Genomic DNA, 14,093 nt, shown 5'->3' with positions numbered 1-14,093 from the left:
ACCGCCCCGGGGCCTAAGGCTTGCGTAAAGATACTGCAAAAACCCTTATCCGGAGCTGACAGAGGGGGTGGCTATGGTAGGGACTCCACTGGACACCACCAGAGCCGACAGGGGAGGTGCGGCTGCGCCTGTGGATCGTGGGGGCGTGTTCAGACGCCTCTTCTGGTCGGCGGGTGAGCCGAAATCCGTGACCTACATTGCTGACCGCTTCCACACCGCAGACACCGCAACCACCGCGACCTTTGCCGCAGATGCGGGATCGCAGGCGTGGACCCCTCCCTCGTGGGAGGAGATCGTCAGCACGCACAGCGCGCGGGTCTACCGCCTTGCCTACCGTCTGACGGGCAACCAGCACGACGCCGAGGACCTGACCCAGGAGGTCTTCGTCCGCGTCTTCCGCTCGCTGTCCACGTACACGCCCGGCACGTTCGAGGGCTGGCTGCACCGCATCACCACCAACCTCTTCCTGGACATGGTGCGCCGCAAGCAGCGGATCCGCTTCGACGCGCTCGCCGACGACGCCGCCGAGCGGCTGCCGAGCCGCGAGCCGTCCCCCCAGCAGGTCCTCCACGACACGCACTTCGACGCGGACGTCCAGCAGGCGCTGGACACCCTCGCCCCCGAGTTCCGCGCGGCCGTGGTGCTGTGCGACATCGAGGGCCTGTCCTACGAGGAGATCGCCGCGACGCTCGGCGTGAAGCTCGGCACCGTGCGCAGCCGTATCCACCGCGGCCGCTCGCACCTGCGCAAGGCGCTCAAGCACCGGTCGCCCGCGGCCCGTGCCGAGCAGCGGGCACTGGCGGGTGTGGGGACGGGCGCGCCGGACGCCGGGAGAGAGGGCGGAGCCGAGTGACCGGAGCCAGCCCTTCCCCTGCCGAACAGCACCTTGGTGACCGGCTCGCCGCCCTCGTGGACGGGGAGCTGAAGCACGACGCGCGCGAGCGGGTCCTGGCGCACCTGGCGACCTGCGCCAAGTGCAAGGCCGAGGCCGATGCCCAGCGGCGTCTGAAGACCATGTTCGTGGAGAGCGCCCCGCCGCCGCTGTCCGCGGGCCTTCTCGCGCGCCTGCAGCAGCTTCCGGGAGGCGGTCCCGACGGCCCGTCCGGCCCCGCGGGCCCACCGGGACCGGGCTCCGCACAGCCCGACCCCTTCGAGGCCTTCGCGTACGGGCTGCCCGTGGGCGCCGCCCGCCCGCAGCAGGAGGGCTTCCGCATCCACGAGGTGGGACGCCCTCGCCGCCGGTTCGCCTTCGTCGCCGCCGGAGCGGTGTCGCTGGCGGCGCTCGCGCTGGGCGGCACGCTGCCGCTGGAGGGCACGGAGCCGAACGTCCGGGGTGATTCCCCCGCGCCCACCTCCAGACCCGGCCCCGCGCTGTCCGTGACCGACGCGGCGGTCCGGGACCGGCCGCCCACTCCCGCGGCCGTACCGACCCTCCTGACGGCCGTGGCGAGCCCGCTGGCGCCGCCCCAGCCCTCCCCGCCGGGCTCGGCCCGTCCGGTCTCCCTGCTGCGCTGACCCGGGACCTGGTTGAATCGGCCGGACATGCGCACAGGTACGCGGGGAGCGCCCATGGCCGACAGGCAGCAGACCGAACCGGCTCCGCAGTGGTGGAGCCGGCCCGAGGGCACGGCCGACGGCCGTCGCGACGGGGTTCCGGCCCCGCGGCCGGAGACCGCCGACCTCTCCGTCGACGGAGAGGGTGACGGCGCGGACGAGGGCGAGCGGAACGGGGCCGCCGAGCAGGCGGCGGCCCCTGCCCAGGAGGCCCCTGCCCAGGAGGCGCCGGCCCACGAGGTCCGGTACGACCCCTGGGGCGAGCAGCCCCTCCAGGCCGTGGACCGGGGCCGGGACCGGCGCGGGTTCCGGCTGTGGCAGGTGGCCGCCCTCGCCGCGGGGACGGCACTGCTCGCGGGCGGCATCGGCGGTTACGTCGGCGTGCTCGCCGAGCGGCAGAGCAGCACCAGGCTGGAGCTGCCGCAGGCGGCCGTCGCGGACAAGGGCCGGGCGCCCGACAGCGTGGCCGGGATCGCGGCCACCGCACTGCCCGGGGTGGTGACCCTGCACGTGCGGGGCGCGAAGAGCAGCGGCACCGGCACGGGCTTCGTCCTGGACCCGCAGGGGCACATCCTGACCAACAACCACGTGGTCGCCGACGCCAAGGAGATAGCGGTCACCTTCAGCACCGGCGAGAGCGTCACCGCCGAGCTGGTCGGCCGCGACTCCGGCTACGACCTGGCCGTGGTCAAGGTCAGCGGGGTGCGCGGGCTGCGGCCGCTCAGCCTGGGGAACTCCGAGAACGTGAAGGTCGGCGACCCGGTCGTGGCCATCGGCGCACCCTTCGACCTCTCCAACACCGTCACCGCCGGCATCATCAGCGCCACCGGCAGGCCCGTCACCGCGGGCGGCGACAAGGGCGACGGCAGCGACATCAGCTACGTCGACGCCCTCCAGACCGACGCCCCCATCAACCCCGGGAACTCCGGCGGCCCCCTCCTCGACGCCCGGGCGCACGTCGTCGGCATCAACAGCGCGATCCGCGGCGCCGACAAGGACGACCCCGACCGGCAGGGCGGCTCCATCGGCCTGGGCTTCGCCATCCCCATCAACCAGGGCAAGCGCGTCGCCGAGGAGCTCATCGCCACCGGCCACGCCACGCACCCCGTCATCGGGGTCACCCTCGACATGGACTACACGGGCGACGGTGCCCGGGTGGGGGACAAGGGCGAGGACGGCAAGCCGTCCGTGACCGCCGGCGGACCGGGCGCGCGGGCCGGCATCAAGCCCGGTGACGTGATCACCAAGGTGGACGGACAGCGGGTCCGCGGCGGCGACGAGCTGATCATCAAGATCCGGGCCCACCGCCCGGGCGATCCGCTCACCCTGACCGTGCTGCGCGACGGCCGGGAGCGCACGCTGGGCGTGGTCCTCGGGTCGGCGAACGGCTCGTGATCCCGGGATGACCGGGGGGTGAAACCCTCACGGGGCCGGGACGGGTGTAGGGGCCCGCGGGCAAGGCCGGGTACCGTGTGTTCGGGCCCGAAGTGACAGAGAGCCGAGGAGCGGCAAGGTGTTCAACGACATAGGCGCACTCGAACTCGTCACGATCGTGGTTCTCGCCATTCTCGTTTTCGGCCCGGACAAGCTGCCCAAGGTCATCCAGGACGTCACGGGCTTCATCCGCAAGGTCCGTGCCTTCTCCGACAGCGCCAAGCAGGACATCCGCTCCGAACTCGGCCCGGAGTTCAAGGACTTCGAATTCGAGGACCTGAATCCGAAGACCTTCATCCGCAAGCAGCTGACGGAGAACGAGGACCTCAGGGAGATCCGCACCAGCTTCGACCTCCGCAAGGAGCTGAACGACGTCACCGACGCCGTCAACAACCCGGAGACCGGTCCCGCCCCGGCCTCCCCGTCCGCAGCGGCCACCGGTGCGGACCTGCTGAAGAAGCCCGCGGCCCCGGCCTCCGAGCAGCGCGCGCGGTTCGACGCCGACGCCACCTGACCCAGCCTGCCCGGCGATCCGCGGTCCGATGGCTATCCTCCATCTGTCCGGATCGCGGGACGCCCGAGGGAGGGGGTCCCCCCAGCGCAGCGAGGGGGAGGGCCGTTCCGGACCCCACGGAACGAGAGGCCGCCCAGATGGAGACGACGAGCAGCAGCCTGGTAGGGGCGCAGACCGCCGAGGCGCCCGCCGCCGCAGACCCCGCACAGGAACCGCATACAAGTCCGCATACGAGCCCGCATACCGGCGACCGCGGCGAGGGGCAGCAGCCGGAGGCCGCCGCCCCCGTGCCGGCGGCCCGCCGGACGGCCGACGGCTTCCTGGCCGCCGATTTCCCCTGGTACGGGCTGGACGGGGCCTTCACCGGCCCCCGCTGGCTCATGCAGGTCGGCACCGCCGCGGACGGAACGGTCGAGCACGGCTCCACCGGCCACGGTGACGAGCCGTCCGCCCGGGGCGAGATCGCCACCGGCGAGAAGGAACGGTTCGCGGTGGTCATCACCGTGGCGAGCAACCCGCTGCGCCGCAGCGGTGACGGCACCGGAGTCCTGGAGGCCACCTCGGTCTCCTCGGCGGCCTGGCTGGCCGGCTCCGGGCTGCTGGCCTACAGCTGGCCCGGACAGATGGACCACACCCTGCGCGACGACTGGCTCGACCAGCAGACCGAGGCCGCCTGGGAGCTCGCCGACGACCTCGCCGGCGAGGACTGGTCCACGCTGTCGCTGCCGGTGGACGGGGAGCCGACCACCTTCCACTACCGCGAGTCCGAGTTCGGCTGGGTGCTCGCGGGCTCCACCGGGAGCGGGGTGCACCTGGGCGCCTACGGGCGCGGGATGAGCGCCTACGGCCTCGGTTTCTCGGCGATCTCCGACCTCGGCACGTACGAGTAGCCGCACCGCCCGGTACGGGTACGGGTACGGGCACGGAAAAGGGCACCGCCGGCCGGCGGTGCCCTTTTCCGTACCCCAGAGCTAGAACTTGTTGCGCGGGGTGATGCCCAGGGACATGCCCGACAGGCCGCGCGCGCGGCCGCCCAGCTTGCCCGCGATCGCGCGCAGGGCCGCACCGGCCGGCGAGTCCGGGTCGGACAGGACGACGGGCTTGCCCTCGTCGCCGCCCTCGCGCAGCCGGACGTCGATCGGGATCTGGCCCAGCACCGGCACCGTCGCGCCGACCGTCTTGGTCAGCCCGTCGGCGACCTTCTGGCCACCGCCCGAGCCGAAGACGTCCACCATCTCGTCGCAGTGCGGGCACGGCAGGCCCGACATGTTCTCGACGACACCGACGATCTTCTGGTGGGTCTGCACCGCGATCGAGCCGGCCCGCTCGGCCACCTCGGCCGCGGCCTGCTGCGGGGTGGTGACGACCAGGATCTCGGCGTTCGGAACGAGCTGGGCCACGGAGATCGCGATGTCACCCGTACCCGGGGGAAGGTCCAGCAGCAGCACGTCCAGGTCGCCCCAGAAGACGTCCGCCAGGAACTGCTGCAGGGCCCGGTGCAGCATCGGACCGCGCCACACGACCGGCGCGTTGCCCGGGGTGAACATGCCGATGGAGATGACCTTCACGCCGTTCGCGGACGGCGGCATGATCATGTTCTCGACCTGGGTGGGACGGCCGTCCACGCCCAGCATGCGCGGCACGCTGTGGCCGTAGATGTCCGCGTCGACCACGCCGACCTTCAGGCCGTCCGCCGCCATCGCCGCGGCCAGGTTCACCGTGACGGACGACTTGCCGACACCGCCCTTGCCGGACGCGACCGCGTACACACGGGTCAGCGAGCCCGGCTTGGCGAACGGGACCTCGCGCTCGGCGGTGCCGCCGCGCAGCGTGGCCGCCAGGTCCTTGCGCTGCTCGTCGCTCATCACGTCGAGGGTGACGGCGACGGAGGTGACGCCCGCGACCTTCTCGACGGCCTCGGTGACGTTCTTGGTGATGGTCTCGCGCATGGGGCAGCCCGACACCGTGAGGTAGACCGTGACGGCGACCGCGCCGCCGTCGCCGATCTCCACCGATTTGACCATCCCGAGCTCGGTGATCGGCCGGTGGATCTCGGGGTCGTTCACCGTCGCCAGAGCGTCCAGGATCGCGTCCTGCTCAGGCACGGCGGCGGAGCTTGTGTCGGTAGCCATGCCCCGATGGTACGGCTCGGTAGCAGGGCTCAGGAAAGCCCGTCAGCGGTCGCCTTCATCACGTTCCGCCGGGAATAGACGGCGCTCGTCCATCTCCTTGATCAGGTCCTGGAACTCCGACCTGATCCAGTCGCGCGTGGCGACCTCGCCCAGGCCCATCCGCAGCGCCGCGATCTCCCGCGTCAGGTACTCGGTGTCGGCGATGGAGCGCTCGTTCTGCTTGCGGTCCTGCTCGTGGGTGACCCGGTCGCGGTCGTCCTGCCGGTTCTGCGCGAGCAGGATCAGCGGGGCGGCGTAGGAGGCCTGCAGCGACAGCATCAGCGTCAGGAAGATGAAGGGGTAGGGGTCGAACCGCAGGTCGTCGGGCGCGAAGATGTTCCACAGCACCCAGACGATGATGACCAGCGTCATCCAGACGATGAACCGGCCCGTGCCCAGGAAGCGCGCCACCCGCTCCGAGAGCCGCCCGAAGGCCTCCGGGTCGTATTCGGGCAGCAGGGACCGGCGCGGCGCGCGCGGCAGGTCCAGGCGCACCCGCGAGCGCGTCAGCGCGCTCGACCCGCTCGACGACTTCGCCCCGCGTTCGCCGGAACGTTCCGCCGCCTCCGCCGCCAGCCCGTGCTCGCGCGCCTGCATCCGCGCCTGCTCGCGCCGCTCCCGGATCTGCTCGCGGCGCCGCTCGCGCGCCTGCTCGCCCCGCCCCCGGTCGAAGCGTCCTCGCTCAGCGGCCACCGACGGCCTCCTCGGAATGGAAGTCCGTCTCCCGCCAGTCGTCCGGCAGCAGGTGGTCCAGCACGTCGTCGACCGTCACCGCGCCCAGCAGCGATCCGCCCTCGTCGACCACCGGCACCGCGACCATGTTGTAGGCGGCCAGGTGCGTGGTCACCGCGGGCAGCGAGGCGTTCGGCCGCAGCGGCGGCAGGTCCGTGTCCACGATGGAGCTGACCAGGGTGAACGGAGGGTCCCGCAGCAGCCGCTGGAAGTGCACCGTGCCCAGGTACTTGCCCGTCGGCGTCTCGTCCGGCGGCCGGCACACGTACACCTGCGCCGCCAGAGCCGGCGACAGGTCCGCCTGCCGTACACGGGCCAGCGCGTCCGCGACCGTCGCGTCCGGGCGCAGCACGATCGGCTCGGTCGTCATCAGACCGCCGGCGGTGTTCTCCTCGTAGGACAGCAGGCGGCGCACGTCGGCCGCGTCGTCCGGCTGCATCAGCGTCAGCAGCCGCTCCTTGTCGTCCTCCGGCAGCTCCGACAGCAGGTCGGCGGCGTCGTCCGGGTCCATCGCCTCCAGGACGTCGGCGGCGCGTTCCTCCTTGAGCTTGCCGAGGATCTCCACCTGCTCGTCCTCGGGCAGCTCCTCCAGGACGTCCGCGAGCCGGTCGTCGTCGAGGGCGTTGGCGACCTCGGCGCGCCGTTTCGGCGTCAGGTGGTGCAGGACGTTCGCCACGTCGGCGGGGCGCATCTGTTCGAAGGTGGCGACCAGGTTCTCGGCGCCCTGCCCGTGCTCCTCCAGCGAGAAGCCCGTCACGGCCGACCACTCCACCGTCAGGGCCTCGCCGCGCCGGCGCAGCGCACCCGACTTGCCCTTCCGTACGAAGATCCGGTCGATCTCCCAGTCCCGGCGGGCCGGCAGCTGCTGGATGGCCACGTCCAGGACGGTGACCTCCTCGCCGCTGGCGACCAGCGTCACCCGGCGGTCCAGCAGCTCGCCCAGGACCAGCCGCTCGGTGGGCCGCTGCTCGAAGCGCCGCATGTTGATGACGCCGGTGGTGATGACCTGACCCGATTCGACGCCCGTGACCCGGGTCATCGGCAGGAAGATCCGCCGCCGGCTGACCACTTCGACCACCAGGCCCAGCAGCCGCGGCGGGCGGCCGCCGACCCGGAGCATCGCGACGAGGTCGCGGACCCGGCCGACCTGGTCGCCGTTGGGATCGAAAACGGGCACCCCCGACAGATGCGAGACGAAGATCCGCGGGGCGCCTGCAGCCATCCGAGCGCCTCCTAGAGCGTCTGTCGACAGTCGTGCCGCCCCTCAGGCTAGCCCGTGCCGCGGGAAAGCGTCCTGGTGGGGAGGTCCGCCCGGGGCCGGGCGGACCGCGGGGAGCGGTCGCGGGCCGCCTCACACGGACGGGTACGCTGCCTGCTGGCCGCAGACTGACGACGAGAGGCACCTGCCCGTGACCGCCTACTTCCCCGCCGCGCGGCTGCGCCGGGCCGCCTTCATCGGTGTGCTGTGCGCGGGTCTCGCCGTGACAGGTACGGGTTGCGGGGACGACCCGGACGAGGGCACGAACGGCGTCGGCAAGCTCTCCGCCGACAAGATCGAGGCGAAGGCGAAGGCGGCCGCGACCGAAGCCGACTCGGTGCACCTGTCCGGCACGCTGGTGAGCGGCGGCAAGTCCTTCACCGTCGACATGCGGCTGAAGGCGGACGGCGGCTCCGGCGAGGTGAAGTCGAAGGAGGACACCTTCCAGCTGCTGCGCGTGGGGGAGCAGCTCTACCTGAAGGCCAGCGCGGCGTTCTGGGGCCAGTCCGACTCGGCCGGCAAGCTCGGCGACAAGTACGTGAAGGTGCCCGAGGGCGACCCCTCCTACAAGCAGTTCCGCGGCTTCACCGACATGGACGTCCTGCTGGACGGGCTGCTGGGCCTGGAGGGCAAGCTCGCCAAGGGCTCCTACACCAAGGTCGGGCACACCCGCGCGGTGCAGGTCACGGCTGACGAGGGCAAGGGCGGCAAGCTCTCGGTGTCGTTGGAGGGGACCCCGTACCCGCTGCTCATGGAGCGCGCCGGCGGCGCCGGCCGGGTGGAACTCGCCGAGTGGGGCAAATCGTTCCAGCTCGACCCGCCCGCGCAGGACCAGACGGTCGACTACGGCAGCCAGCTGCCGACGACCAAGGGCGAGGGCGGCGAGTCGGCCCCTGCCCCCTCCAAGGGCTCGGGCCAGGGCGCGAACCCCACCAAGCCCTGAGCCGCCCGCGGGACCCCGGCACCGTCACGTCGCGGAGCCACGGGACATGACCCTGCGGGCTGCCCCCTCCGGTCCACCGGAAGGGAACCAGGGGCGCGGCGAGGTGCACCCCCGCCACCAGCGGGAGTAATCGTGACCCGCAAGATCAGGAAGAACTCCGTCCGTCTCTGCATCGCGGCGATCGCGGCGTCGGCCGCGGCGGCTGCGGCTGCGGGAGGCGGCTTAGCCTCCGCCGCGACGGCCACCTCGGCCCCGACCGCCGAGGTGAACGCCGCCCCCTTCGCCGGCGGCCCCGTGAACCTGCCGCAGGAGGTGGGCCCTATGAGACGGAGGCCCCTGCGGAGGACCCGCCCGAGGAGCCGGAGGACCCGGGGGTTTGAGACCCACCACCGTCCGGAAGGGCAGGGACGGCTGCGGAGCGGTCTCCCGGAACGCCCTAACCCCGCGCGGCCTTCCTGCGCTTGAGCAGGAGCTTCGGCAGGGCCGCGGGGACCGGCCTGCGGGTCGTCGCCGGGGAACCCAGCGGCGCCGCGGCCAGCGAGCCGTCCGGCAGTTCTGACCGCACCGATTCCGGCTCCAGCCGCAGCAGCCGGCACTCCCGCGCCCACCGCTCCGTCATGTCCTCCGAGTCGGGCGCGTTCAGCCGCTTGCCCTTGAGCTCGGCCACGGCCGCGTGCCACTCCTCACTGCGGGGCGCGAGTTCCCGTACGGTCGCCGTCCAGGCCACCAGCCGGCCGCCCTTGTCCTTGCTCCGCACGGTCACCTCGGCGCCCGCGCCGTCCGCCAGCCCCGGGAACGGCTGCTCGCCGGGTCCGTCGCCCAGTACGTGGGCCGCCCCGTCCACCCAGGCGTGCCACAGCGCGCGGTCGGCCCCGGCGCCGCGGACCCAGATCAGGCCGGACTTCTTGGTGGCCTCCTCGACGAGGGCCAGGTCGAGCGTGCTGAGAGTCATGCGGACAGGGTAGGGGGTCGCCGTGCGGGTCCCCCTTCGGGTCCTACAGCCAGCCGTTGCGGCGCAGCGCCCGGTGGATGGTGAAGCAGGCACCGAAGATCGCCGCCATCACCGTCGGGTAGCCGTACTCCCACCGGAGCTCGGGCATGTGGTCGAAGTTCATCCCGTACACCCCGCAGATCATCGTCGGGACGGCGATGATGGCCGCCCAGGAGGTGATCTTGCGCATGTCCTCGTTCTGGGCGACCGTCGCCTGCGCGAGGTTGGCCTGGAGGATCGAGTTCAGGAGTTCGTCGAAGCCCACCACCTGCTCGTGCACCCGCGCGAGGTGGTCGGCCACGTCCCGGAAGTACTTCTGGATGTCGGGGTCCACCAGCCGCATCGGCCGCTCGCTCAGCAGCTCCATCGGCCGCAGCAGCGGCGAGACGGCCCGCTTGAACTCCAGCACCTCGCGCTTGAGCTGGTAGATCCGGCCCGCGTCGCCACCGCGCGCGCTGCCCTTGGCGGGGGCGGCGAAGACCTCGCTCTCCACCTCGTCGATGTCGTCCTGCATCGCCGCCGCGACCGCGATGTAGCCGTCGACGACGTGGTCGGCGATGGAGTGCAGGACGGACGAGGGACCCTTGGACAGCAGCTCGGGGTCGTCCTGGAGGCGGTGGCGCAGCCCCTTGAGGGAGCCCTGGCCGCCGTGCCGGACGGTGATGACGAAGTCCGGGCCGGTGAAACACATCACCTCGCCCGTCTCCACCACCTCGCTGGTGGCGGTCAGTTCGGCGTGCTCCACGTAGTGGATCGTCTTGAAGACGGTGAAGAGGGTGTCGTCGTAGCGCTCCAGCTTCGGCCGCTGGTGGGCGTGCACCGCGTCCTCGACGGCCAGCGGGTGCAGGCCGAAGGTGGCGGCGATCCCCGCGAACTCGGCCTCCGTCGGCTCGTGCAGGCCGATCCACGCGAAGCCGCCGTCCTCGCGGACCCGGCGGATCGCCTCACGGGGCGTCAGACAGGCCGGGCCCAGCACCCGGCGGCCGTCGCGGTACACGGCGCAGTCGACCACCGCGCTGCTCGCCGACGGGTCGCGGGTCGCGTCGTAGCCGGGCTGTACGGGGGTGGACTTGCGCAGGGACGGGCGTACGGCCGCGCGCAGGTAGGGCAGCATCGACATGGCAGGCTCCTTCGCACGCACGGCTGCGGACCGTACGGGTGGGAGACCCTCCGACACGCGGGGCGGGCAGGCCCGGGCAGGCGGGAGGGAACAGGACGGGAGGACAACGTTCTGCCGTCGCTCTTCTACTGATCAGAAGATCACAGAGGGCGGGAAGCGCCCGCCGGAGAAGCGGAAGAGCGATTGGTACTGCACGATCGACTTCGGTCCACCGCAGCCCCACCTCCTCCGGCCGGTCCCCCGTGGGGGACGTCCTGTCTCCGGGGCCTTGAAACAACGCTTCTGCGTGCGGCCCCGAACAGCTGTCAACACTATCAGCCGACGGATGGTCAAGACCCGCCCTTTACCCGGCTGATACGAGTTCTATGCTCGCTGCATGGCAGAAATTCTGGCCCTCGTCGAGGCCCGGCTGCGCACCGCGTTCGGTGAACCCGACGCCCGCGCCGCCGTCACCTTCCTGGGCACCGACCGCATCGAGGTACTCCGTTTCGCCGAGGGCGACCTCGTCCGGTACGCGACCCTCGGGATGTCCGCGAACCCGATGACCGATCCGACCGCCGTGGTCGCCGACCCCGTACGCGGCCCGCGCGCCGAACTGGTGCTGACCGTACGGGCGGGGCTGGCGGACACCGACAAACTGCTCAGGCCGCTCGCGGTGCTCGCCGCCTCCCCCCAGGTCGAGGGGCTGGTCGTGGCCCCGGGTGCCTCGCTCGACGTGGGCGAGCCGCTGTGGGAGGGGGCGCCGTTCAGCTCCGTCCTCGTGGCGGAACCGGGCGGGCTGGTGGAGGACCTGGACCTCGACGAGCCCATGGAACCGGTGAGGTTCCTGCCGCTGCTGCCGATGACGGCGAACGAGGCGGCCTGGAAGCGGGTCCACGGCGCGGCCGCCCTGCAGGAGCGCTGGCTCGCGCGCGGAACGGACCTGAGGGACCCTCTGCGTAGCGCTGTCGCACTGGACTGACAGCCCGGACGGGTGACCGTGCCTTGACTGGCGGCCGGGCGGGGAGGAGCGTGGCTACCTATGAGGGGTGAACCAAGTTGCCCGAAGTGCGGTGGCCGGGTCAGGGCGCCCGGACTCTTCTCCGACTCCTGGCAGTGCGCGGTGCACGGCGCCGTCCACCCCCTGCAACCCGTCATCCCGCCGAGCGTGGAGGGCCTGGGCGTGGTCGTGCACCGGGCGCGGGTGCCCGTGTGGATGCCGTGGCCGCTGCCGCTGGGCTGGCTGTTCACCGGAGTGGCGTCCGCCGGTGACGACCGCAGCGGGGGCCGGGCGACGGTGGTCGCCTGCTCGGGTCCCGGACCGGTGGGCGGCATGGGGGAGCTGCTGCTGATCGCGGAGGAGCTGGGCGTCGGCCTCGGCGCGCGGTACGCGGGGATCGACGGCCCCGACCCCGGCCCGTCCATCAACATGGCCGGGCCGCCCCACACCAAGGTGGTCGCGGCGGGCCGCCCGACACCGCTGTGGCACGTGGGCGGAGGCCCGGACGACCGGGCCGTCTTCGCCGGGGAGGCGCGCGGCCTGTGGCTGTGGGCGATCGTCTGGCCGCAGCAGTCGGGGCTCCTGCTGTACGACGAGCTGGTCCTGACCGACCTGCGCGAAGGGGGCGCCGAGGTCGAACTCCTCCCGTGCGGGGCCCTGAGCCCGCGCATCCTGGGTCCGTCCTAGATCGCTCCGGGCGTCCCCGCGTAGATCCTTCCGGCGAAACCGGACCTTCCGCCCGGTTATCCTGGGGTGTCCCCCCGTACGCACGACCCATGGAGCCCCGCTGTGCGCATCGACCTGCACGCGCACTCCACGGCGTCCGACGGTACGGACACCCCCGCCGAGCTGGTCCGCAACGCCGCCGGCGCCGGGCTGGACGTGGTCGCGCTGACCGACCACGACACCGTGGGCGGGTACGGCGAGGCCCTCGCGGCGCTTCCCGCCGGACTGACGCTGGTGACCGGCGCCGAGCTGTCCTGCCGGCTCGACGGGGTCGGCGTGCACATGCTCGCCTACCTCTTCGACCCCGAGGAGCCCGAGCTGGCCCGTGAGCGGGAACTCGTCCGCGACGACCGGGTCCCGCGGGCCCGGACCATGGTCGGCAAGCTCCGTGACCTCGGCGTGGACGTCACCTGGGAGCAGGTGGCGCGGATCGCCGGGGACGGTTCGGTCGGCCGGCCGCACATCGCCACAGCCCTCGTCGAGCTGGGCGTCGTACCCACCGTCTCGGACGCCTTCACGCCGGACTGGCTCGCCGACGGCGGCCGCGCGTACGCCGAGAAGCACGAGCTCGACCCCTTCGACGCCGTGCGCCTGGTCAAGGCGGCCGGCGGCGTCACCGTCCTCGCGCACCCCGCCGCCGTCAAGCGCGGCCGGTGCGTGCCGGAGTCCGCGATAGCCGCGCTGGCGGCCGCGGGCCTGGACGGCATCGAGGTGGACCACATGGACCACGACGCCGACACCCGCGCGCGGCTGCGCGGCCTGGCGGCGGACCTCGGCCTGCTGACCACCGGTTCCAGCGACTACCACGGCAGCCGCAAGACCTGCCGTCTCGGCGAGTACACGACCGACCCCGAGATCTACGGCGAGATCACGCGCCGCGCGACCGGGGCCTTCCCCGTGCCCGGCGCCGGCGGACGCGAGCGCTGACCGGCCGCGCTGCGGCCCGCTCCACCGGTCCTCACTTCTTCTTCGCGACACCCCTCTCTCCTGCAAGGCATCACTGTGTTCGACTTCGCCGTCTTCGGATCCCTTTTTCTCACCCTTTTTGTGATTATGGACCCCCCGGGGATCACGCCGATCTTCCTGGCGCTGACCTCCGGCCGTCCCGTCAAGGTGCAGCGCCGCATGGCCTGGCAGGCCGTCTGCGTGGCCTTCGGCGTCATCGCGGTCTTCGGCATCTGCGGTCAGCAGATCCTCGACTACCTGCACGTCTCCGTCCCGGCGCTGATGATCGCCGGCGGTCTGCTGCTCCTGCTCATCGCGCTCGACCTGCTCACCGGCAAGACCGACGAGCCCAAGCAGACCAAGGACGTGAACGTCGCCCTGGTGCCGCTGGGGATGCCGCTGCTGGCCGGGCCCGGTGCGATCGTCTCCGTCATCCTGGCCGTGCAGAAGGCGGACGGGGCGGCCGGCCAGGTCTCGGTCTGGGCCGCGATCATCGCCATGCACGTCGTGCTGTGGATCACCATGCGCTACTCGCTGGTGATCATCCGGGTCATCAAGGACGGCGGCGTCGTCCTCGTGACCCGGCTCGCCGGCATGATGCTGTCGGCGATCGCCGTCCAGCAGATCATCAACGGCGTGCTCCAGGTGGTCCAGGGAGCCTGACCGCCCCGCGCCGCCCGCGCGCCCGCAGGCACGCGAACGCCCCCGCACCGGTCCCGGTGCGGG

Annotated in this window: 15 protein-coding genes; 10 read left to right on the top strand and 5 right to left on the bottom strand. The window is 72.3% G+C overall.

What is annotated here, in order from left to right; translation table 11 throughout:
• The first annotated feature begins 73 nt into the window (after positions 1 to 73).
• The 5 genes from sigE to IG86_RS0111675 all read left to right on the top strand — a co-directional run bounded on the left by sigE (position 74) and on the right by IG86_RS0111675 (position 4,392).
• Positions 74 to 853 (top strand): RNA polymerase sigma factor SigE, encoded by a 780-nt coding sequence (sigE, locus tag IG86_RS0111695; RefSeq protein WP_078848251.1) that lies wholly within the window; start codon positions 74 to 76, stop codon positions 851 to 853.
• On the top strand, positions 850 to 1,515 hold the full coding sequence (locus IG86_RS0111690) for a zf-HC2 domain-containing protein (RefSeq protein ID WP_030896622.1): 666 nt from the start codon (positions 850 to 852) through the stop codon (positions 1,513 to 1,515). The genes sigE and IG86_RS0111690 overlap by 4 nt, the downstream gene beginning before the upstream one ends.
• A gap of 54 nt (positions 1,516 to 1,569) precedes the next feature.
• The gene (locus IG86_RS0111685; protein ID WP_037942276.1) at positions 1,570 to 2,949 is read left to right on the top strand and encodes a S1C family serine protease; all 1,380 of its coding nucleotides are present in this window, start codon (positions 1,570 to 1,572) and stop codon (positions 2,947 to 2,949) included.
• A gap of 118 nt (positions 2,950 to 3,067) precedes the next feature.
• Complete coding sequence (locus IG86_RS0111680; protein ID WP_030896617.1) at positions 3,068 to 3,502, top strand: sec-independent translocase; 435 nt, start codon at positions 3,068 to 3,070, stop codon at positions 3,500 to 3,502.
• 137 nt (positions 3,503 to 3,639) lie between these two features.
• Positions 3,640 to 4,392: a hypothetical protein gene (locus tag IG86_RS0111675; protein ID WP_234316063.1), complete on the top strand. Its 753-nt coding sequence runs from the start codon at positions 3,640 to 3,642 to the stop codon at positions 4,390 to 4,392.
• 81 nt (positions 4,393 to 4,473) lie between these two features.
• On the opposite strand, the gene IG86_RS0111670 is transcribed toward IG86_RS0111675, so the two are convergent.
• The 3 genes from IG86_RS0111670 to IG86_RS0111660 form a co-directional block, all read right to left on the bottom strand.
• Positions 4,474 to 5,634 carry an Mrp/NBP35 family ATP-binding protein gene (locus IG86_RS0111670; RefSeq protein ID WP_045936628.1) on the bottom strand — a complete coding sequence of 387 codons (1,161 nt, stop codon included), beginning with the start codon at positions 5,632 to 5,634 and terminating at the stop codon, positions 4,474 to 4,476.
• Positions 5,635 to 5,676: 42 nt separating this feature from the next.
• On the bottom strand, positions 5,677 to 6,270 hold the full coding sequence (locus tag IG86_RS0111665; protein ID WP_045936632.1) for a DUF1003 domain-containing protein: 594 nt from the start codon (positions 6,268 to 6,270) through the stop codon (positions 5,677 to 5,679).
• An 85-nt stretch (positions 6,271 to 6,355) separates the two neighbouring features.
• The gene (locus tag IG86_RS0111660; RefSeq protein WP_030830981.1) at positions 6,356 to 7,627 is read right to left on the bottom strand and encodes a magnesium transporter MgtE N-terminal domain-containing protein; all 1,272 of its coding nucleotides are present in this window, start codon (positions 7,625 to 7,627) and stop codon (positions 6,356 to 6,358) included.
• Positions 7,628 to 7,814: 187 nt separating this feature from the next.
• Between IG86_RS0111660 and IG86_RS0111655 the strand changes: the two genes are divergently transcribed.
• Positions 7,815 to 8,606: a hypothetical protein gene (locus IG86_RS0111655; RefSeq protein WP_045936629.1), complete on the top strand. Its 792-nt coding sequence runs from the start codon at positions 7,815 to 7,817 to the stop codon at positions 8,604 to 8,606.
• 436 nt (positions 8,607 to 9,042) lie between these two features.
• Here the strand turns inward: IG86_RS0111655 and IG86_RS0111650 are convergent, their stop codons facing one another.
• Both IG86_RS0111650 and IG86_RS0111645 read right to left on the bottom strand, forming a co-directional pair.
• The gene (locus IG86_RS0111650; protein ID WP_030830987.1) at positions 9,043 to 9,558 is read right to left on the bottom strand and encodes a hypothetical protein; all 516 of its coding nucleotides are present in this window, start codon (positions 9,556 to 9,558) and stop codon (positions 9,043 to 9,045) included.
• 43 nt (positions 9,559 to 9,601) lie between these two features.
• Positions 9,602 to 10,717: a magnesium and cobalt transport protein CorA gene (locus tag IG86_RS0111645; RefSeq protein ID WP_030830990.1), complete on the bottom strand. Its 1,116-nt coding sequence runs from the start codon at positions 10,715 to 10,717 to the stop codon at positions 9,602 to 9,604.
• 376 nt (positions 10,718 to 11,093) lie between these two features.
• On the opposite strand from IG86_RS0111645, the gene IG86_RS0111640 reads away from it, so the two are divergent.
• From IG86_RS0111640 to IG86_RS0111625, 4 genes are all read left to right on the top strand, one after another.
• Positions 11,094 to 11,678 (top strand): suppressor of fused domain protein, encoded by a 585-nt coding sequence (locus IG86_RS0111640; protein ID WP_030660105.1) that lies wholly within the window; start codon positions 11,094 to 11,096, stop codon positions 11,676 to 11,678.
• Positions 11,679 to 11,738: 60 nt separating this feature from the next.
• Positions 11,739 to 12,383: a DUF6758 family protein gene (locus tag IG86_RS0111635; protein ID WP_030830993.1), complete on the top strand. Its 645-nt coding sequence runs from the start codon at positions 11,739 to 11,741 to the stop codon at positions 12,381 to 12,383.
• A 102-nt stretch (positions 12,384 to 12,485) separates the two neighbouring features.
• Entirely contained in the window at positions 12,486 to 13,349 is an 864-nt protein-coding gene (locus IG86_RS0111630) for a PHP domain-containing protein (RefSeq protein WP_030830997.1), read from the top strand.
• Between the two features lie 75 nt (positions 13,350 to 13,424).
• Complete coding sequence (locus IG86_RS0111625; RefSeq protein ID WP_030830999.1) at positions 13,425 to 14,030, top strand: MarC family protein; 606 nt, start codon at positions 13,425 to 13,427, stop codon at positions 14,028 to 14,030.
• Positions 14,031 to 14,093: the final 63 nt, after the last annotated feature.

It is taken from the genome of Streptomyces virginiae, from assembly GCF_000720455.1.
GTDB classification, from domain to species: Bacteria; Actinomycetota; Actinomycetes; order Streptomycetales; family Streptomycetaceae; genus Streptomyces; species Streptomyces virginiae.
Note: the sequence above shows the minus strand (reverse complement) of the source record. Positions and strands in the feature narration are given on the sequence as shown.